15 protein-coding genes and 2 pseudogenes are annotated in these 21006 nt (G+C 64.6%); 3 read left to right on the top strand and 14 right to left on the bottom strand.

The features are described from left to right. The first annotated feature begins 74 nt into the window (after positions 1-74). Together EKK97_RS08425 and tal are read left to right on the top strand one after the other, a co-directional pair. Entirely contained in the window at positions 75-1742 is a 1668-nt protein-coding gene (locus tag EKK97_RS08425) for a methyl-accepting chemotaxis protein (protein WP_234286409.1), read from the top strand. Between the two features lie 28 nt (positions 1743-1770). Continuing rightward, positions 1771-2709: a transaldolase gene (tal, locus tag EKK97_RS08420; protein WP_159551073.1), complete on the top strand. Its 939-nt coding sequence runs from the start codon at positions 1771-1773 to the stop codon at positions 2707-2709. Positions 2710-2797: 88 nt separating this feature from the next. Here the strand turns inward: tal and EKK97_RS08415 are convergent, their stop codons facing one another. The 10 genes and pseudogenes from EKK97_RS08415 to EKK97_RS08370 form a co-directional block, all read right to left on the bottom strand. Further along, positions 2798-3310 (bottom strand): STAS domain-containing protein, encoded by a 513-nt coding sequence (locus EKK97_RS08415; protein ID WP_159551071.1) that lies wholly within the window; start codon positions 3308-3310, stop codon positions 2798-2800. After that, on the bottom strand, positions 3297-4502 hold the full coding sequence (locus EKK97_RS08410) for a PP2C family protein-serine/threonine phosphatase (RefSeq protein ID WP_159551069.1): 1206 nt from the start codon (positions 4500-4502) through the stop codon (positions 3297-3299). The genes EKK97_RS08415 and EKK97_RS08410 overlap by 14 nt, the downstream gene beginning before the upstream one ends. 11 nt (positions 4503-4513) lie before the next feature. After that, positions 4514-5305 (bottom strand): MlaA family lipoprotein, encoded by a 792-nt coding sequence (locus tag EKK97_RS08405; protein ID WP_159551067.1) that lies wholly within the window; start codon positions 5303-5305, stop codon positions 4514-4516. A 38-nt stretch (positions 5306-5343) separates the two neighbouring features. Further along, on the bottom strand, positions 5344-6465 hold the full coding sequence (locus EKK97_RS08400) for a beta-ketoacyl-ACP synthase III (RefSeq protein ID WP_159551065.1): 1122 nt from the start codon (positions 6463-6465) through the stop codon (positions 5344-5346). A gap of 84 nt (positions 6466-6549) precedes the next feature. Continuing rightward, positions 6550-10506: pseudogene (gene hrpA, locus EKK97_RS08395) on the bottom strand (ATP-dependent RNA helicase HrpA). Positions 10507-10722: 216 nt separating this feature from the next. After that, positions 10723-12390: an AMP-binding protein gene (locus tag EKK97_RS08390; protein ID WP_159551063.1), complete on the bottom strand. Its 1668-nt coding sequence runs from the start codon at positions 12388-12390 to the stop codon at positions 10723-10725. A 219-nt stretch (positions 12391-12609) separates the two neighbouring features. Beyond that, positions 12610-13439: pseudogene (locus tag EKK97_RS08385) on the bottom strand (class II glutamine amidotransferase). Continuing rightward, entirely contained in the window at positions 13432-14676 is a 1245-nt protein-coding gene (locus EKK97_RS08380; protein WP_159551060.1) for a hypothetical protein, read from the bottom strand. The pseudogene EKK97_RS08385 and the gene EKK97_RS08380 overlap by 8 nt, the downstream one beginning before the upstream one ends. Continuing rightward, on the bottom strand, positions 14631-15284 hold the full coding sequence (locus tag EKK97_RS08375; protein WP_159551047.1) for a vWA domain-containing protein: 654 nt from the start codon (positions 15282-15284) through the stop codon (positions 14631-14633). The genes EKK97_RS08380 and EKK97_RS08375 overlap by 46 nt, the downstream gene beginning before the upstream one ends. A 9-nt stretch (positions 15285-15293) precedes the next feature. Then, positions 15294-15785, bottom strand: coding sequence for a hypothetical protein (locus tag EKK97_RS08370; protein WP_159551045.1), 492 nt, complete (start codon positions 15783-15785; stop codon positions 15294-15296). Between the two features lie 83 nt (positions 15786-15868). On the opposite strand from EKK97_RS08370, the gene EKK97_RS08365 reads away from it, so the two are divergent. Then, a complete protein-coding gene (locus EKK97_RS08365) occupies positions 15869-17959 on the top strand; it encodes a S9 family peptidase (RefSeq protein WP_159551043.1) in 2091 nt (696 codons plus the stop codon). A 54-nt stretch (positions 17960-18013) separates the two neighbouring features. On the opposite strand, the gene EKK97_RS23695 is transcribed toward EKK97_RS08365, so the two are convergent. The 4 genes from EKK97_RS23695 to rnd form a co-directional block, all read right to left on the bottom strand. Further along, positions 18014-18697 carry a hypothetical protein gene (locus tag EKK97_RS23695; RefSeq protein ID WP_201297043.1) on the bottom strand — a complete coding sequence of 228 codons (684 nt, stop codon included), beginning with the start codon at positions 18695-18697 and terminating at the stop codon, positions 18014-18016. Positions 18698-19098: 401 nt separating this feature from the next. Beyond that, positions 19099-19548 (bottom strand): YcgN family cysteine cluster protein, encoded by a 450-nt coding sequence (locus tag EKK97_RS08355; protein ID WP_159551041.1) that lies wholly within the window; start codon positions 19546-19548, stop codon positions 19099-19101. Position 19549: 1 nt separating this feature from the next. Then, positions 19550-19846 (bottom strand): YcgL domain-containing protein, encoded by a 297-nt coding sequence (locus EKK97_RS08350; protein ID WP_159555731.1) that lies wholly within the window; start codon positions 19844-19846, stop codon positions 19550-19552. Between the two features lie 11 nt (positions 19847-19857). Continuing rightward, positions 19858-20988 carry a ribonuclease D gene (gene rnd / locus EKK97_RS08345; protein WP_159551039.1) on the bottom strand — a complete coding sequence of 377 codons (1131 nt, stop codon included), beginning with the start codon at positions 20986-20988 and terminating at the stop codon, positions 19858-19860. Positions 20989-21006: the final 18 nt, after the last annotated feature.

Here is a 21006-nt window from a genome sequence, read left to right as displayed (position 1 = left end):
CGAACTGAAATATTAGCTTTCTACCATGTCCCTCGAGTGCAACGACAACCAACACTTCGTAGGGACCCCAAGTAATGCGCCGACTGGATACCTCGATCCGCCATGTCAGTTACGCCATGCTGGCCCTGGTGACACTGCTGCTGCTGGCTTTCGCGCTTTTGACCTGGAACGTGATGCAGCAAAGCCGGCATGACCTGGCCGAGCTGGAGCGGCTCAACGTACAGCAGGCCTCGATGCTGAATCGACTGCATGTGGCCAGTCTGGAAGGCCTCAACCGGATGGACCGGGCCCTGGAAAGGCAGCTACGCCCTTCCCTGGGCGATCCGATCGCCGCCTTGCAGGCCGTAGAGGACGAACTCGACGAAATGCAGGCTTCGCGCAGGGCCTTCATGGATGCCACGCAATCGACACCACACCCGGCCCTGCGTGACGCGCTCGACGCTCAGGCCGAACGCTTGATCGACATCATGCAGCAGCAACTCTCGGCAATCCGGACGGGGGATCGCAGCCATTATCGTCAGCTGACGCTGGAAGCGGTCGAGCTGAGTCAGGCACTGACGGAAAGTGCCCGGCGCTTTTATGCCGTTGCCGATCGGCAGGGCGTTATCCTGCTGCACGATGCAGAACGGCAGGCCAAGCGATTCGGATGGTTGCTGGCGATTGGATTGATGCTGGCATCGGGCGTCCTGCTGCTCATGGCCTGGCTGAGCCAGCGCTACGTTCTCGCGCCGCTTCAGGCAATCATCGGGCATTTCCGCGCCATTGCCGGCGGCGACCTTACCGGCACCATTCCAGTGAACGGCCTCAGGGAGGTTCGCCAGCTCTTCCAGGAGCTGGCGGGCATGCAGCAGTCCCTCGTACTCACGGTTAGCCACCTTCACGGTACCAGCCAGCACGTGCTCGACAGTGCCGAGCGGCTGGCTCAGAGCAACCAGGCACTTGCCTCACAGACCCGCCAGCAGGGAACCGCTCTTGACTACACCACCACTCACCTGGACGAGCTAACCCGTAACGTGACGCACAATGCCGAGAGCGCCAACCAGGCCAGCCAGCTTGCCAACATGGCCCTCGACAGGGCCAGGCGGGGTGAAGCCGTCATGGAGCGCTTCGTGGGCACCATGGAAGAGATCCATGAGCACGCCAGCCAGGTCAATGCCATCGTCGACCTGATCGACACCATTGCTTTCCAGACCAACCTACTGGCTCTCAATGCCTCGGTCGAGGCGGCGCGTGCCGGCGATCAAGGGCGTGGATTCGCCGTCGTCGCCGGCGAAGTGCGCTCACTGGCCTCGCGCAGCACCGAAGCTGCCCACCAGATTCGCCACCTGCTGACGGCATCGCGCGACAGCGTTCAACGAGGCAATGCACTGTCGAGCGATGCCAGCCATGGCATGGCGGCAATCGTTGACTCCATCGCCGAAGTCCAGCGACTGATGGAGCAGATCGACCATGCCTCCCAAGATCAGCATGACGGCATCGGCAAGCTCAACCGAGCCATGGACGAGATGACGGCAGTCACCCGGGACAACGGCCGCCTGGTGAGCCTCTCCACCCAGGATGCCCACTCGCTGCGTGAAAAGGCCGAGCGGATGCGAGCCCACGCTGGACGCTTCGTCATCGACTCTCGCGACTCCCGACATCTGCAGGATTCCATCGAAGCAGCCCAAGTGTGGGAGCCACGCGTGCTGCTCACGCAACCTCACTCGCAGGATGCAGAAGAAGCGATGGCCTTGCTAAAGTGACAGGACCACCACTCACCGAGGAAGATGCATGGCAGAGGACCTGCTTAGCCAACTCAAGACGATGAGTACCGTCGTCGCCGACACCGGCGACATCGAGGCCATTCGCCGTTTCCAGCCCACCGATGCGACCACCAACCCTTCACTGATCCTGCAGGCCGCCCAGCACGAGGAGCGTCGCGAGCGGCTCGCCGAGATCGCCCGCCAGGCCACCGACATCGACGATGCCCTGGATGCCGTGGCGGTCGAGATCGGCAGCGAGATCAGCGGTCTGGTGCCCGGCTACGTGTCCACCGAGGTCAGCGCACGCCTCTCTTTCGATACCGAGGCAACCCTGGCCCGGGCACGCTCGCTCATCGAGCGCTACGACCGTCACGGCATCGGTCCCGAGCGCATTCTGATCAAGATCGCCTCGACCTGGGAGGGCATCCGTGCCGCTCGTCAGTTGGAGCGCGAAGGCATCCACTGCAACCTCACCCTGCTGTTCAGCTTCGCCCAGGCCCAGGCTTGCGCCGATGCCGGCGTCACGCTGGTGTCTCCGTTCGTCGGACGCATCCTCGACTGGAACCGGGCCAAGTGGCCGGATGCCGATTTCAGCGGCGACAACGACCCGGGCGTCAAGTCGGTGAAACGCATCTACGAGCACTACAAGGGCCATGGCTACAAGACCATCGTGATGGGTGCCAGCTTCCGCAACACGGGCGAAATCCTCGCCCTGGCCGGCTGCGACCGCTTGACCATCTCCCCGGCCCTGCTCGGCGAGCTGGCGGAAAGCCATGACCGACTGGAGCGCCGGCTGACCCCGGTCGATGCCGAAACGTCACCTCCCGAGCCACAGGACGAGGCCGAGTTCCGCTGGGAAATGAACGAGGACGCCATGGCCACGGAGAAGCTGGCCGAAGGGATACGCAAGTTTGCCGACGATCAGCGCAAGCTGGAGAAACTGCTGGGCGAGCTGCGCCGGGGATAAGCGCATCGGCGCCGTGACGCTGCATCATGCAAGCAACGCCAGGCGTAGCGCACGATCCCCCGTGCTGCGCCTGCCGTGAGGATGGGGATCAGGGCTTGTCGCTGTGCGAGGTTTCCTGCGCCTCGAGCATCTCCACCAGCGGCTGGAACTCCTCGCGGTTATGCTCGCTCATGCGCATCAGGATGCGGTGTGCCTCGAGGATACGCTTGCGCATCTCCTCCATGTCGGCCGGTACCTCGGGCAGGTCGCAGAGTTCGCTGGCTTCGGTCAGGGGGGTTTCCATCATGGCGAAGTACTGGGCAAAACCCATCACCTCGAGCATGCGCTTGACGTCGGGGTTGTCGACTACGATGGTCGGCTTGTAGAGAATCCGATCCTTTACCGCCATGGCGACCTTGGCCAGAAACCCCAGGGCGGTGGAATCCACGTTGGTGGCTTCGCGCAGATCGATTATCAGCGATTGCAGGCCCGGCGTGCGTGCCAGCTGCTGGGCCTGGGTATCGAGTGTCGCACAGAGCGTCAAGCGTACGTCGCCGCACAGCTTGAGCACGAAGACACCGGAATCGAACGCCGCCTGGACGCGGCCTTCATTCGTGATCATTGCCAAATCCGCTCAACATCATGATCGTCAGGTCATCGGGCAGTTCCTGTCCGCCGCCATCCCCTTCGGCATCGATGTCGGGGGGAATATCCAGCATCAGGCTGTCACGAAGTCGTTCCAACGTCGTACAGTTCAGAACACGTCGCTCGAGTTCCCTGAGCCGCATGTCGAGCGTGTCGCCCGGCAGGCACTCCAGTATTCCATCCGAACACAACCATAACCGGAAGTTCGACGGTAACCTATACGTCAAACGTGGATACTCCACGTTGGGAAACAGGCCTACCGGCATCCCTTCTCCCGGCAGCTCGACCACCTTGCCATCGGCCACCAGCAAGGGTTTCGGCAACTGGGCGCCGAGCGAATAGTGAAGCTCATGCAGCTGCTGGTCAATGACCCCGACGAACAGGGTGGCATGCTTGCCGATGCCGGTATCGAGCAGTTCCCGGTTGAGCGCGGCGAGCCAGCGTGTCGGCAGCTCTTCCGGCTGCTTGGCGTCCCACTCGCCGAGCCAACGATTGAACAGATACTTGAGCAGTACCGTGACGAAGGCGGACGAGGCTCCATGGCCGGACACATCGGCAAAGTAGAACAGCGTGTAGCGCTCGTCAAAACGCTGGAAGTCGAGGAAGTCCCCCGACAGGTAGAGCGAGGGGATCAGCCAGTAATCGCAAGACACGCCGCCGATGGTCTGGGGATGCGGCGGCAACAGCTTGCGCTGGATATGACCGCCGGCCTGCTGGTCGAGCCGCAACAGCGCCAGGTGCGTCTCCAGGCTCTCGTTGAGTTCCTCCAAATGCATGTTGAGCTGCGCCAGACGCTCGCGGTCATGATTGCGCTCGTCTTCCAACTGCCGCAATTCGATCGCCTTGCGGATCATGCGCCGCAGAAGCTGACCATGACGCATCGGCTCGACGACGTAATCCACCAGCCCCACGTCGACCGCCGTCAGCAAATCGGCGTCGAGACGTGAGTCGCTGACCACGACGGTGGGCAGACGTTCCGTCAGGCTGGCCCACTCCAGGCTGGGAATGGCTTGGGCATGGGCCACGACCAGCACGGTGTCCGCGGGCAGATCCTCCAGGCGCTCCGCGGCGAACACCGCCAGACCGTCGCGCGCGATGGTATCGGCCAGGGCGTCGCGGTAGGCACCGGGCTCATCGAGTAGGCCGATCAACGGCTTGGCTGCATCCATCGGCTCAGGCCTCAATCGGCGGGTTCGGCATTGTCGAAGGCGTCGTCGAAATCGGCGTCGTCGAAATCGAAATCGAAATCGTCGCTGGCGAAGGGGTCGTCACCCAGTTCGCCGTCGCTGACCTCGAAGCGCCGACGCTGCAGGTAAGCATCGCGAATGAAGACATAGCGGTCTCCGCGGATCAACTCCTCCTGGTCGAGAAAGCCGGCCCGCACGTCGACGATACGCAGCGCGGTCAGGCCATAGCGCACCTTGTCATCCTCGACATAGGTCAGCGGATAGGTATACATGTCCAGCGGCAAGCCGGAGGTGTCCCTCACCGTGCTGGGCCCCAGTAGCGGCAGTACCAGATAGGGCCCTTCGCCAACCCCCCAGACGCCGAGAGTCTGGCCGAAATCCTCCTTCTCGGCGGTGATGCCCATGTGGGTAGCGAAGTCCCACAGCCCGGCGATCCCCACGGTGGAGTTGATCAGGAAACGCGACGTGGACAGCCCGGCATTGGCCGGTTTGCCTTGCAGCAGGCTGTTGAGCGTGGTGCGAATCTCGCCCAGGTTGGAGAAAAAGTTGCCGACCCCGGTCTGCACCGGTTGAGGCGTCACGGCGCGATAGCCGCGCGCAACCGGCTTGAGCACAGCCCGGTCGATCGCCTCGTTGAAGGTGAATACCCGGCGGTTGAAGCCTTCCCAGGGGTCATCGGGGTGACGGTCCTCCACCGCTACCCGGCCGGCACAACCCGCCAACATGGCCAGAGCCGCCAGGGCGACCAGGAAGCGAGAGATAAAGCCGGTCTGCTTCACGACCATCGGATAGGTCTCCTCATGTTTTGTCGTGAGGTGCCGCGTCACAGACGACGCAGCACCACGCAGCCGGCACTGTACCCGGCGCCGAACGAGCAGACCACCCCCAGCGCACCTGACGATAGGTCGGCGCGATGGAGGTGGAAGGCGATGATCGAGCCTGCCGAGCTGGTATTGGCGTAACGATCGAGGATGATCGGCGCCTGGCCCGGCTCGGGATCGTGCCCCAACACACGGCGTGCGATCAGGTCATTCATATGGTGATTGGCCTGGTGCAGCCAGAGCCGTGAAAGCGCTTCGCCGGAGAGCCCGAGGCTGGCCAGATGCTCGTTGATCAGGGCCGCCACCATGGGACAAACCTCCTTGAACACACGCCGTCCCTCCTGGACGAACAGCTTGTCGCTGGCCAGCGGGTCGCTGTCGGTGACCCGGTTGAGGAAACCAGCATTGTTGCGAATGGCATTGGAGAATTTCGTGATCAGACGCGTACCCAGGATCTCGAAGCGCTCCTCGGCGGTGGCAAGAGCGGCATCCTCGATCACGATGGCGGTGCAAGCATCGCCGAAGATGAAATGGCTGTCGCGGTCGCGGAAATTGAGGTGGGCCGAGCAGATCTCGGGGCTGACCACCAGGGCGCGCTTGACATTGCCGCCGCGAATGGCGCCCGCCGCCAGGTCGATGGCAAAGGTCGCCGAACTGCAGGCCACGTTCATGTCGAAGGCGTGTCCCTGGGTGCCCAGAGCCGCCTGCAACTCCACCGCCACCGCCGGGTAGGGACGCTCCAGATTGGAGCAGGCCACGATCACCATGTCGATGTCGCTGGCAGTGACACCGGCGGCCTCGAGTGCCTGCCGTGCCGCCTTGAGACCCATTTCACACTGGATCGAGGGTTCGTCGTTGCCGCGCTGCGGCAGCCGCGGACGCATGCGCTCGGGATCGAGGATACCCGCGGCATCCATGACGAAGCGGCTGTGGATGCCCGAAGCCTTGACGATGAACTCGCTGCTGGAGTGCAACAGCGGCTCGCGTTCGCCGGCCTCGATGGCGGCAGCGTGGCGCGCATTCTCGGCATCCACCCAGGCGTTGAACGAGGCTACCAGGGCATCGTTGTCGATGGCGTGCTCCGGCGTGAAGAGTCCCGTACCGGTAATCACGACGTCTGTCATATCATCTCCCTCGTGCGGCCTGCTCGCCGCTGGTCGTGCATCGGCAAACCGATGCCTCATGTCTCGTTTATCGGCACGCCAAGTTCAGCCTTGACCATGCCCCACCAGTTCCGCCCAACGCCGCTCGAGACGTTTGACCGAAACCGGCATGCGGGTGCCGAGCTGCTGGGCGAACAGCGACACGCGCAGTTCCTCTATCCACCAGCCAAACTCCACCAGTTCGGGATCCTCGTGGCCGCCGCGGCGCTGGCTCTCCCGCCGTGCGGCCAGCCTCGCCTCGAAGTCCTGTACGTCCTGCATGTGCATCTGGTCGCGCATGCGCTCACGTGGTGCCTTCTCCAGCCGGATCAGTGCCGCTTCCATGTAGCGCGGATACTCCTCCAGCCACTCCCCTGCCTCGCTGACGAAGCCGGGATGCACTAGCCGCTGCATCTGGGCCTTGAGATCACTGTATACCAGGGCCAGGGCCAGGTTGAGGTTGCCCTTCAGTGCCTTGGTCACGGCCAGATGGCCTTCGAGCGCTCGCTTCAGCGTCGCGGCCAGCGCTTCGGCAGCAGGCACCAGCTCGGCCCGGGTCGCCTCGAGTCGTGTCTCGAGTTCGGCGGCCGAGCGTGGCAACGGCGCCTGGGCCACGGTTCGGGCGAAAACCGCCTCGACCACATCGTCGAACAGCTCGCGCTTGCTGCCCACCTTGGCAAACAGCAAGGCACATGTCTCGAGCCCCTTGAGACGCTGGATGCTGCGCACCTGATCCGGCAGGCGGGCCATGGCCAGCCTGACCACGCCCCGGCGATGGGCCTGCTCAGCCTTGCCCGGGTGATCGAACAGCTCGACGCGGAAGGCGCCACCCTCCGGCACCAGCGCCGGGTACGCCTCGACCCGAATTCCCGCCTGGGTCGTCACGCGTGACTCGGGCAGCGGCGCTTCGGGCAGGCCGCCCACTTCCGGCGCTTCGCTAACCTCGGCGGCCAGAGCCCGGGCGCCCTCGCCCGCCGCGGCTTCGAAGCGACGCTCGAGCTCGCGCACGTTGCGCCCCTGGCCCAGCGGCCTGCCTTCATGGTCGACAACTCGCACGTTCATGATCAGATGCGGCTCGAGCTGATCGGTGCGCCAGTCGTCGGGATGCAGCCGTACTCCGGTACGCCGGCGCAGGAACTCGCCCAGCGCCTCGGTGAGCGGTACGTCGTCGGGCGTCAGCGTCTCCAACGCGGCATCGACCCAGTCGGGAATCGGTACCACCTGGCGACGAATTGCCTTCGGCAACGACTTGAGCAGGGCAATGCACTTCTCCCGCAGCAGCCCCGGCACCAGCCACTCGAGGCGTGCGCTTGGCAATTGGGGCAGCATGGCTGCCGGTACCGTCAGCGTCACACCGTCGTCCGGCGCGCCGGGTTCGAAGCGATACTCGAGCGGATAACGCACCCCACCGAGCACCAGTTCGTCCGGATATTGCGCCTGGGTGACCTCCTCGGCCTCCCGCGCCAGCAGGGCGGCACGATCGAACTTGAGAACGTTCGGATCCAGGGCTTCGGCTTTCCTGCGCCATGCCTCGAAGCCCTTGCCGTTGACGATGTCGTCGGGAATCCGCTCGTCGTAGAAGGCGAACAGGGTTTCCTCGTCGACCAGGATGTCGCGCCTGCGAGCCCGGTCCTCGAGATCCTCGACCTCCGCTACCAGAGCGCGATTGTAGTCGAAGAACTCCCCTTGGTGCGAAATTCGCCCTCCACCAGCGCACGGCGGATGAACAGCTCGCGCGCCTCGCGCGGTGCGATAGGCCCATAATGCACGCTGCGGCCGGCCACGATGGGCAGACCGAACAGGGTGACTTGCTCCTTGGCCACCACCTGGGCACGTTTCATCTCCCAGTGCGGCTCGCTGTAGCTGCGCTTGACCAGATGCCCGGCCACGGGCTCTATCCACTGCGGCTCGATCTTCGCCACGGTACGCGCAAACAGCCGGGTGGTCTCCACCAGTTCGAAGGCCATCAGCCACTTGGGCGACTTCTTGGCCAGGCCGGAGCCAGGGTGGATGACGAACTTGCGGTTGCGCGCGCCCAGGTATTCGCGATTCTCGGTCAGCATGCCCAAGTGCGACAGCAATCCCGGCAGCAATGCCTTGTGCAGCTGCACGGCACTCTGGCGGCGCGCCTGCTGACGAGCCTGGTCATGCCCTTCTCCGTCTTGCCCAGGCTCGGGCAGCGGTGCGGGAGGCGGCACCTCGATCTCCATCTCGCGCAGCAGCTGGCGCAGTTGGCGGAATGTGTCATGCCATTCGCGCAAGCGTAGATAGTTGAGGTAGTGTTCCTTGCACCAGCGCCGCAGGCGGTTGCCGGAGAGCTCCTCGCGGGCTGCCTCGAAGCCCTGCCACAGGTTGAGCAGGGCGACGAAATCGGAGTCCGGGTCCTGCCAGCGGCGATGGGCCTGGTCGGCGGCCTCGCGCTTCTCCGCCGGACGGTCGCGCGGGTCCTGCACCGCCAGCGCCGACACCACGACCAGCACCTCACGCAGGCCGCCCTGCTCATCCCCGGCCAGCACCATGCGCGCCAGGCGCGGATCGATGGGCAGGCGGGCGAGCTTGCGCCCCACATCGGTCAAACGGTTGCCCTCGTCCACCGCTCCAGCTCGAACAGCAGGCGGAAGCCGTCCTTGATGAAGCGTGGATCGGGCGGGTCGACGAAGGGAACTGCTCGATATCATCGGGTTTCAACGACAGCAGCGACAGCATCGACAGGATGACCGAGGCCAGGTTGGTGCGGCGGATCTCGGGGTCGGTGAATTCGGGACGGGAGAGAAAGTCCTCCTCGTCGTAGAGGCGAATGCAGACGCCTTCGGCCACGCGACCGCAGCGTCCCTTGCGCTGGTCGGCGCTGGCCTGACTGACCGGCTCCACCGGCAGGCGCTGGATCTTGGCCCGGTAACTGTAGCGGCTGATGCGCACCAGCCCCGGGTCGATCACGTAGCGAATGCCGGGCACGGTGAGCGAGGTTTCGGCGACATTGGTCGCCAGCACGATACGCCGCCCGGCGTGGGGCGCGAACACGCGATTCTGCTCGGCGTTGGAGAGCCGCGCATAGAGCGGCAGGATCTCGGTGCCCTTGAGATCGGCACGCCGCAGGGTATCGGCGGTTTCGCGAATCTCGCGCTCGCCAGGCAGGAACACCAGGATGTCACGGGGCCCGTGAAACCAGCGCTTGTCGCGCTCGACCTGCTCGATCTCCTCCACCGCGTGGAGGATGCCCTCCTGTAGGGTGCGGTCGGCCTCGTCCTCGACCTCGCGCACCAGCGGCCGATAGCGCACCTCCACCGGGTAGGTACGTCCCGAGACTTCCACCACCGGGGCGGGCTGCGGCTTGCCATCGCCCCCGGGCAGGGAGAAGTGTTCGGCGAAGCGCGCCACGTCGATGGTGGCCGAGGTGATGATCACCTTGAGGTCGGGCCGGCGCGGCAGCAGCCGCTTGAGGTAGCCAAGCAGGAAATCGATATTGAGGCTGCGCTCGTGGGCCTCATCGATGATGATCGCCTCGTAGCGGGTCAGGTCCGGGTCATGCCGGGTCTCGGCCAGCAGGATGCCGTCGGTCATCAGCTTGACCAGAGTGGCGTCACCGCTCTGGTCGGTGAAACGCACCTGGTAGCCCACCTGCTCCCCCAGGGGCACCTCGAGTTCCTCGGCCAGGCGCGCAGCCACCGAGCGTGCGGCCAGGCGCCGAGGCTGGGTGTGTCCAATCAAGCCGCGCCGCCCCAGGCCCAGCTCCAGGCACAGCTTGGGCAGCTGGGTGGTCTTGCCGGAGCCGGTCTCGCCAGCCACCACTACCACCTGATGATCGCGCAGGGCAGCGAGGATCTCGTCGCGGCGCTCGGCTACCGGCAGTTCGGGCGGGTAGTGCAAAGTGACCGGCTGGGCCGCTCGACTTGTCGCAAGCTCATGGGAACGCGCTACGCTGCGTGCCACCTCGGCCAGGCCACGGTCGACCGGCTTGCCTTCCCGCAGGCGCCGTGCCAGACCGCTCAGCCTGCGCGCCAACGCCCCACGGTCGCGCAGCATGACCTCGTCCAGGGTGCGCTCCAGGCGCTCCAGCTCGGCTCTGTCGGCGGCGTTGGCGGAACCAGTACGGGTTGCGGTACTCACGACTCTCCTCTTGCCAAGAAAGACTGCCCGCTCCGGTCCCGGAGCGGGCAGGTCATTGTAACGCCGCGGGCCGAAGGTCGGCCAATCTCAAGCGGATTCCGATCTCGAGCGGCTCCCAGCAGTTGCCGGGGTCTACTTCTCGCTCTGTTCGTCACGCAGCTGGCGTCGCAGCACCTTGCCGACGTTGGTCTTGGGCAACTCGTCGCGGAACTCGACGAAACGAGGCACCTTATAGCCGGCCAGCTCCTTCTTGCACCACTCGCGCAAGCTCTGCTCGTCGAGGCTGTCGTCCCGCTTGACCACGAACAGCTTGACCGCCTCGCCGCTGCTCTCGTCCGGCACACCAACCGCAGCCGACTCGACGACCCCCGGATGCGCAGCGACCACGTCCTCGATCTCGTTGGGATAGACGTTGAAACCCGACACCAGGATCATGTCCTTCTTGCGATCGACGATCCTGATATAGCCATCCTCCTGCAGCACGGCGATGTCGCCGGTGTGGAACCAGCCATCGTCGGTCAGCACCTTGGCGGTTTCTTCGTCGAGGTTCCAGTAGCCCTTCATCACTTGGGGCCCCTTCACGCACAGCTCACCCGGCTCGCCCAGCGGCAGGGTATTGTCGTCGGCATCCACCACCTTGACGGTGGTACCCGCCACCGGCTTGCCGATGGTGCCGAGCTGGGTGGCATCGATGGGGTTGAAGCTGACCACCGGCGAGGTCTCGGTGAGTCCGTAGCCCTCGGCGATGGTGCAGCCAGTCACCTCTTCCCAGCGCTTTGCCGTGGCCTTGGTCAGGGCCATGCCACCGGAGATGGTCAAGTGGAGGCGGGAGAAGTCGAGCTTGCGAAAGTCCTCCCGGTTGCACAGGGCATTGAACAGCGTGTTGAGGCCGATGAATACAGAGAACTTGACCTTCTGCAACTCCTTGACGAAACCATCCAGGTCGCGCGGGTTGGGGATCAGGATCGAATGGTTGCCGGTCTTCACCAGGAACAGGCAATTCACGGTGAAGGTATAGATGTGATAGACCGGCAATGGTGCGATCACCACCTCCTTGCCCTCCTCGAGCCCCAGACCAATAGCCGCATCCGCTTGCAGCATGTTGGCCACCAGGTTGCAGTGGGTGAGCATGGTGCCCTTGGGCAGGCCGGTGGTGCCGCCGGTGTACTGCAGCGCGGCGATATCATCGAGGCTGCGCTCGACTTCGCGATGCTGCCGTGAGGCACCGTCCTTGAGCGCCTTGCGGAACGGCACCGCCATCGGCAGCGAATAAGAGGGCACCATCTTCTTGACGTGCTTGACCACGGCATTGATCAGGAAGCGCTTGGGAAAGCCGTGCATGTCGCCGAGTTCGGTGACGAGAACGTGTTCGATACCGGTGCGGTCGAGGATTTTCTCGAGCTTGCTGGCCATGTTGGCCAGGATCAGGATCGCCTTAGCGCCGGAGTCCTTGAACTGGTGGGCCATCTCGCGCTCGGTGTAGAGCGGGTTGGTATTGACTACCACCAGACCGGCACGCAACGCACCGAAGACCGCAATCGGGAACTGCAGCACGTTGGGCAACTGAATGGCGATCCGATCACCCGGCTGCAGTCCGGTCTCATGCTGCAGCCAAGCGGCAAAATCAGCCGAAAGCCGATCGAGTTCGGCGAAGGTCAGCGTCTGGCCCATGCAGGTGAAGGCGGGATTGTCGGAAAAGCGTTTCACCGCTTCATGGAAGACATCCATCAGCGATCGATACCGATCCATTCCCTTCAGCTCGGGGCCGTTGAGAATCCCGGCGTTGGCTTGTTCACTCATTGGCGCTATCTCCACAGCAGCGTCGATACGGTCGGCCACTCCTGACCTCGACGATTCTTGTTGTGACAAAAGGCCTACGATATACCAGGCATCACGCGGCTGTAAAACAAACGATTGAAACAGTCGTTCATCCCCTGTCCGATGCCTGACAGTCGAGAATATTAGCTATAAAGCTGGGCAATGAAGCCCAGAAAGGCAAGTCGCGCGGTACAGGAAGCCTCATGCCGAGGCGAAATGCGAGCCGGCATGAAATCGAGCCACGATACGGCCATGGCGCCATACCAACAGCTCGCCGGGCTGCATGCGAGCCCAGGCTTCGTTGCAGGTCAACGGCTCGGTAGTGATTACCGAAACGATGTCGTCAGGGGTGGTGTGTTCGGCGAAATTGACTGTCAGCTCGGCATCGGAGAGTTCCGCGCTGCCGAATGGTGCCCGACGGGTGATGTGGGCCAGCTTGGTGGAGCAATAGGTATAGAGGAACTCGCCATCGGCCAGGAGCAGGTTGAAGACGCCCTTGGCGCGTAGCGTTTCGCACAGCTCATGCAGCAGTTGCCAGAGCGCCTGGTGCCGCTCGACCAGCGCCGTATTACAGGGGTCGAGTGCCGGCGCCTCGGGTAGTGCTCGCGCAGGGTGGCCAGCAGCCAGCAGAAGGCATGTTCGCTGTCGGTATCGCCGACCGGTCGGTAGAAGCGCAGCGGCAATGTCTGCCACTCCTGCAACTGCCCATTGTGGGCATAGCACCAGGTTCGCCCCCACATCTCACGCGTGAAGGGATGAGTGTTGGCCAGCCGCACTTCGCCTACGTTGGCCTGCCGGATATGGCTGATGACGATATGCGACTTGATCGGATAATCGGAGATCAGCCGCGCAATGGGCGAACGCACCGAGGGGTGAGGATCGCGAAAGTCACGGTAGCCACCCGCCTCGTAGAAGGCGATGCCCCAGCCATCGCCGTGGGGGCCGGTACCGCCACCGCGATGCAGGAAGCCGGTAAAGCTGAAGCAGATATCGGTAGGCACGTTGGCGCTCATGCCTAACAGCTCACACATGGGGCTCCTCCCGGACTCCGCCGCGCCGACGCCTCAGCGCGATTCGCCATAGCGCCAACAGCACCAGCCCCACTGCCAGGATGCCGGCAACCAGCAGCAGCCAGCTCTGGCGCGGATCGCGCACGGCGTCCTCGAGGGGCTTGGCCAGCATGGGGCGCCACTCCCGCCAGCGCTCCTGCGCCGCTCCAGGCAATTCCTGCACGCGTCTCACGATACGCTCGACCGGCTCCGGCAATGGCGTCCGCTGGGTCGCGCGTGGCTCGCGCACCGGTGCCAGCTCCTCGTGGAAGCGCACCACGTCCAGGGCTGGGCTGGCATCCACCTGATCGATCGCCGTCGCCACCGACGGGAACAACAGTAGCCGTGGCAGGATCAGCTCGCGGGTCTCTCCTTCCAGAGTCACTTCGGCACGCAGGACCAACGGCACGCTGAGTGCCGTGTCCAGCTCGGGCAAGGCCATGCTCCAGCGCCGTTCCGCCACTGCCTCGGCATCGAGATGAGCCCCCTGCAACTGACCATGGAGGCGGGTATTGTCACGGTCGAGCAACGGATGTTCGGCGCTCAGCAGCACTTGCTGATTGGCTTCGTCATGGCGTGCACTTATCGCCGGCAGCACGTTGACGGGCTGAACCCGCTGGCGCCGGAATCCCTGTCCTTCTGCGCGCACGACGAACTGGGCGGTGCCGCCCAGAGCCGGCACCGGCAGCCGGCCGACGAAGCGCTCCTCTTGCTGCCGAAGCACCACAGTCGACTGGACCGAGCCCGACTCGTCATGCAATTCCGCCGTCAACCGCAGATGCGCAGGCAGGGCCTCTGTTCCGACCGGCTCTCCCTCACGGGCGAGCCAGGCCTCTACCGGCACATCGAACCCCAGGTAGAACGTATCCGGCACCCCCGCTAACTGTAAGCTGAGCGGGGATTCGACAGTGATCCGGCTATCCTGTCCCGGCGCACCTTCCACCCGCCACTGGCCCGGCTGTGGGTTGGGCACATGGACGAGGTCGTAACGGGACTCGCTACGCCACTCGGCGCCTTCGGGGGGCGCCTCGGCGGAATAACGGCTGCCATCCGGCGCCACCAGCTCGGGGGCCTCCTCGCCACGAAACAGCAGCGCCGTGAAGCCACGCAGGCCCGGCTCGATGACAAAGCGCTGATCGGTGATGGGAGCCCGGTCGGTGGGAAAGATGCGATCTACGATAGCGAGAAAGGCACCCAGCAGCGCTTCGGGAGTCGCCACCTTGGACGAGAGCCCCCGGTCAACTGCGAAAGGCGCTCCACCAGTTCCAGGTCAGCTTCGTCGGAGAAGGCAATGGCATGCACCACCACTCCCTCCTCGGCCAGCCAGGGGCCATGCTCTTCGAGCAGCGCTGCGCGCGATGCCTGGTCAATGTTCGGCTTGCGACCGCGCCAGGCAGGCAGGTCGATCTTGCCATCGGTGAACAACAGCAGATGTCGCTGGCGTTCGACCGGTTCGGCCACGGCAGCCTCGTAGAGAGCGGACTCGATGTCGGTGTACTGTTGATAGTCGACCAGTCGCGGAGCCAGCGCCCGGGCACGATCCCGCCACTCCATGTTGACCGGCCCCAGCGGCAGCGGGTTGGCCACCCGCTCGCCAAAAGTCCACACGCCGGCCCTGGCCCCGCTGGGCATCAGTGCCACCAACAGCTCGAGCGCCTCGGCGGCGAGCTGATCGGGATCGTTGTGACGCATGCTGCCGGAAACGTCGACGATAACCCGCACCTCTGGCGTCGCTTCGATCGGCGCCGCCATCAAATGACTCGAGATGATCAGGCTACCGGCCAGCCCAGCCAGCCAGTGCCATACCTTGTTCCACTCCCTCCCCATCGGGGCTCCCTAGCCGATCTTCGGCTCCCGGCGCTTGCTCGGCGACGGCGGCTGCCTGCTACCGTGGCGTTGGCGCCTGCTGTTATCGTTCTGCTTCTGGTTGTCCTGGTTTTGTTTGCCTTGCGGCTTCCTCTGCCCGGTCGTAGTGGACGTGGGGCCTCCCTGGAACCACCACGCCTGCAAGATGCCTATGGCGACCCCGAGCATGGCGCCCGCCGCCACCAGCAGTCCCGATGAAACCAGCCCCGAAGCATTGCGCTCGAGGAACGCGACGGCCGCCACCACCACCGCCGGCGCCATGCCAGTGTAGAATTCCCCCTCTTCCACCAGCGGCAGACGAAAGCGAGTCGGCATCCACAGGATGCCTGCTACCGCCCAGGTGATCGGCAAGCGAAACATGCGCGGCAGGAAGGCCAAGCCCAGGTAGCCAGTCACCAGCACGACCAGCGACAAACCTAGATAGGTCAGCCATAGTAGGGACATCGAATCGGATGTCAGCATCGATACCTCATTCTCGCATTACGGCCCGCAATGACGGATCGTACAGTATGGAAAGTCACCTTGAGTATGGTACACGCGCCCCAATGAAAGCACAGCCGCCACATCACTCCTCTCCCACTGCGTCCCGCTCCGAGCCCTCGCCTTCGCCGGTCGAACGGTTCCGTCGCGCCGACGACCCCGAGTGGCACTGGCTGGAAGACCGCGACGACGCTCAGGTCCAGGCCTTTCTCGAAGCGGCCAACGAGGAGTCCCAACTCTGGATGCGGCCTCTCGAGAGCCTGGTCGAGCGGCTCTATCATGGCCACCTCGCGCGTCGCGAGCTGGCAGTCCACGGGCTGCGTACCGCGCTCGATCGCTTCACCTACTGGAGCGAAACGGCAGCCGACGCCGACTATCCGGTGTGGTGGCGTCATCCCAATGGCAGCGCGGAGGAAACGAGCGTCTTTCTCGACCTTGAGGCGCGCGCAGCGGCGGAACACTATCTCGAGCTGGGAGACATGGCGCTATCGCCGGACGAGCGTTGGCTGGCCTGGACCGAAGATACCAGTGGGGACGAGCGTTTTGCACTCTATCTCAAGTCGCTGCCGGATGGTGAGCCACGCCGGCTGCTCGATGAGATCGGCCCGGAACTGACCTGGGCGGAAGACAACACGACGCTGTTGTTCACCCGCTACGATGCCACCCAGCGCCCCGACAGCATCTGGCGCCTGCCGCTCGACGACGGCCAGGCTGGCGAACCCGTGCTGGTGCTGAGCGAGGACGACCCCGAGTTCTGGCTGGGCCTGGGCAAGACCCGCTCGCGCCAGTGGCTGGTACTGGAGAGTGCTTCGAAGGATACCAGTGAGTGTTACCTGCTGCCGGCGATGACGCCGGAACAGCCACCGCGCTGCTTTCGCCCCAGGGAGAAGGGTGTGGAATACGGCCTGGAGCATCGCCCCGGCCACTTTTATGTCTTGCACAACCACGGCGCACCGCACTTTTGTCTGGACGTGGTCGACGAAGATGATCTCAATGGCCCATGGGAGCCATTGATCGCGCATCGTGACGACACCACGCTCGAAGACGTCGAGGCCTTCGACTGGGGGCTGGCCATTACCGAGCGCGATCATCACGAGGCCCAGGTTCGGATACGCATTGTCGAGCTCGACGATCGCCATGGCACCAGCCGCGACGAGCGACTGCCGTTGCCGGAGTCGCCCTGCAGCGTGATGCTCGGCGACGTGCCCCATTTCGACAGTCGCCGCCTGCGTCTGCGCGAGGAGTCCTTCGTGATGCCGGTCCGCTGGCTCGAGCACGATCTCGATAGCGGCGAACGCCAGGTGCTGAAGTCACAGCCGATCCACGGCAACTTGCAGCCGGAGCATCTGTGCTGCGAACGACTCTGGGCGCGCGCCCACGATGGTGAACGAATCCCGGTTTCGGTGGTGATGCGCGCCGACCTGGCCGGCCATCCATTGCCCACCCTGCTCTATGGTTACGGCGCCTATGGGGAGGTACTGGACCCGTGGTTCTCGGTCGCCAGGCTCGAGCTGCTCGCACGCGGCGTCGCCTTCGCCGTCGCCCACGTACGCGGCGGTGGAGACCGGGGCGAGCCGTGGTACCTGGCCGGCAAGCTCGAACACAAGGAGAACAGCTTTCGCGACTTTCTCGCCGCGCGCAATGCGCTCGTCGAGCAGGGTTTCAGCGATGGAGAGCGCATCGCCGCCTATGGCGCCAGCGCAGGTGGACTACTGGTTGGCGCCAGCCTCAACCTGGCGCCGGAAGCCTTTTGTGCCGCCGTGCTCGACGTGCCTTTCGTCGACGTACTGCGCACCATGGAGAATCCCGACCTACCGCTGACCACGGCCGAGTATACAGAGTGGGGCAACCCCGACGAGCCGGACACACGCAAACGCATCCGTGCCTACTCGCCGCTGGACAACCTGGCCCCCCAGCCTTATCCCACCCTATTTCTCCAGGGCAGCTGGCACGACTCACGGGTTCCCTATTGGGAGCCGGCCAAGCTCTATGCGCGGCTGACCGAGATGGGGACTGCGCGCGGCCCGATTCTGCTGCGTACCGACATGGCAGCCGGGCACGGTGGCGCTTCTGGCCGTTTCAAGGCCTGGTACGACAACGCCCGCCAGGACGCTTTCATCCTGTGGGCGCTGGGACTCGCCGACAAGGAGCCTTGAACACGACATGAACAGATCCGGACCGGGCCGGATCTGTTCATGGTTGTAGCTCGCTCAGGCGTTGCCGCCTCCGGCACCGCCGCCACTGCCCCCACCGGATCCGCCGCTGCTGCCGCCTCCGGACCCGCCGCCGCTGCTTCCACCACCGGAGCCGCCGCTGCTTCCACCACCGGAGCCACCGCTATCACCACCGCCGCCGGAGCCGCCGCTATCACCACCACCGCCGGAGCCGCCGCTATCACCACCACCGCCGGAGCCGCCGCTATCACCACCACCGCCGGAGCCGCCGCTATCACCACCGCCACCGGAACCGCCGCTATCACCACCCCCGGAACCGCCGCTATCACCACCCCCGGAACCGCCGCTATCACCACCCCCGGAACCGCCGCTATCACCACCCCCGGAACCGCCGCCACCACTACCACCATTACCACCGCCGCTGTCGCCGCCACCGCCGCCACCGCCGCCACCGCCGCCACCGCCGCCACCGCCGCCGCTGTCGCCGCCCCCGCCGTTGTTGCCGCCCCCGCCGTTGTTGCCACCCCCGCCGTTGTCGCCGCCTCCGCCGTTGTTGCCGCCTCCGCCGTTGTTGCCGCCACCACCATTGTCACCGCCGCCACCACCGCCGTCGTTGGGCGGTGAGGTGCGTCCGGTACGGGCGAGACCACCACCCTCTCCCCCCTGGAGCCATCCAGTCCCGCCCCCAGGCCCAAACCGGCACCGGTTGGCGGCAGCCATTTCAACAGTTCATCGAGCTCTTCATCGCTCAGCACGGCCCCTTCGCTGAACAGTGCATGCCAGCGTGCAGCCATCTCCTCGTCACTGAGCGCCTCATTCCATATCTGCGACTGTGCCCAGGCGCCAGCAGACATCGCCGCGCCTAACGCCAGCCCTGCCGTTGTCATCCATACCCGTTTCATGATCCCCTCCATCCGCTTGCATAGGCAGTCAGGCCGTTTGCATTGCCCCTGATCGCAACACAAAGTTACATAGGGCAACACTCAGCATCATGGGGAATGGGGAAAATGACCATCAGCAGCTAGGGTGAAAATCGCGCATCAGGCGGCTGATGCAAGAGCGAAAGCCAACGGCTCAAGCCGAGGCTGAACCGCATCAGGCCCGCTCAGACCTTGGAGGGATCAACCATCAATAGGCAGAATGGCAATGATGTAGTCTTCGAGCTCTTCCTCGGGCACGTCCCGCCGGGAGACAGCGAAGCTCCGCACGCTGATGCCCTTGCGATGAACGCGCTCGGAGTCGCCGCAGATCAGCGGATGCCAGCCGGCCAATCGACGCCCCTCCGCCACACGGCGATAGGCGCAGGATTTCGGTAGCCAGCGGAACTCCTCGATGCGTTGTGGGGTGAGCTGGGCGCAGTCAGGCACCCGAGCCTGACGATTGGGGTAGTCGCTGCAGCGGCAGCTACCGATGTCCAGCAGCTCGCAGGCCACGCCAAGCACGGCGAGATCGCCACTGTCGTCGTCCTGGAACTTGAGCAGACAGCACTGGCCGCAGCCGTCGCAAAGCGCTTCCCACTCCTCAGTGGTGAGTTCCTCGAGATCGAAGCGCTCCCAGAAACGTTCTCGCATATCAGTAACGTGATTCCGTAGGCGTCCGGTAAAGATCGAGCAAATACTCCTCTTTGGCCGGAGGCAACTGGAGATAGAACCCCTTCTCGCGGATGGCGGCCATCACGTCGCTCGCCTTGGCCCGGGCCAGTGTTTTGTCCGGTGAGAGGATCAGGGTCATGACCGAAACCGGCTTGCCAAAACGCTCGAGCAGCACCGCGGGCACCTCGGCAAGCCCTTGGCGCTTGTCCACGTAGAGATACATCTCCTCCTTGCGCGAGCTCCTGAATATCTCGCACAGCATCTTGTCACCTTGCATTCGATCATCCGTCACTGGGCCACCTCCTCTTCCAATGCCTGCCTGAGCGGGACCGCAAGGCACTCGCCGCGCCATCCCTCCGGCAACGGCAACGGCTCGCCGGCCAGGTCGGCAGCGATCAGCGCTTCCAGGTCGCGCCTACGCATCAGCACTTCCGGCGCCAGCCCCAGGCGTTCGGCAAATTCGTTCACCACTCGCTTGAGCACCTTCATGCGCCGCTTGTAATCCGCTCCCATGGGCGACGGCAGCGACGGCGGCAGTTCCGCGTCGTCGCACTGCCGGGCGCGCTTGACCAGCGCCAGCAAGGTGTCGCCATCCCGCTTGATCAGGCTGGGCTTGATCTCTTCGACTTCGGCGAGCTGATAGCGATTCTCCGGCATGCGCTCGGCAACGCCGTACAGCACTCGGTCGTTGACCAGCCAACCCCGCGGCAGGTTGCGTCGGCGGGCTTCGCCCTCGCGCCAGGTGGTCAGCAATCGGTAGGCCTCGATCTGACGAGGTGCGAGCCGCCATAGCTGGCGGTGGCGGCGGTACCACTGGCCGTCCGCCTCGTCGCTGCGCAGCGCCTGGGCCATCAATTCGCGGCAGTCGGCCTCAAGCCATTCCCGCCGCCCATATCGATCCAACGCATCGCGCTGGTGCTCCCAGACCTTGAGCAGAAACACCACGTCGAGTGCCGCGTAGAGGCACTGGGCCTCGCTCAGCGGACGCTGCAACCAGTCGGAGCGGGTCTCGTCCTTGGGCAGCGTCTCCCCGGTCCAGTGCTCCACCAGGCGCTGGTAGCCCATGGCAGGATCCTCGCCCAGCAGCGCCTGGGCCACTTGCGTATCCACCAGCGGGGCGACCGACACGCCGGCCCAATGGGCCAGCACTTCGAGATCCTCGCTGCTGGCGTGCAGCAGCTTGAGCGCCCCTCCGGCGAGCAGCCGACGAAAGGCCTCGGTACAATCGACCGCCTGGGGATCGACCAGCCAGGCCGGGCCGCCGGCCGAGAACTGGATCAGGGCCGGAACCGGATGGAAGGTCTTCTCGCGAAAGAACTCGGTGTCCAGTGCGATCACCTCGGCCTGGGCCACTTCGTTACAGGCGGCATCCAGCGCCTCGGGCGTGTCGATCCAGCGTATCTCGGGGGTCAGGGTCATGCATTCATCCAGCAGGTA

Origin of the sequence: Billgrantia tianxiuensis, from assembly GCF_009834345.1 — a bacterium.
In the GTDB taxonomy this organism is placed as follows: domain Bacteria; phylum Pseudomonadota; class Gammaproteobacteria; order Pseudomonadales; family Halomonadaceae; genus Halomonas; species Halomonas tianxiuensis.
This window is presented reverse-complemented; position numbering and strand designations above follow the sequence as displayed.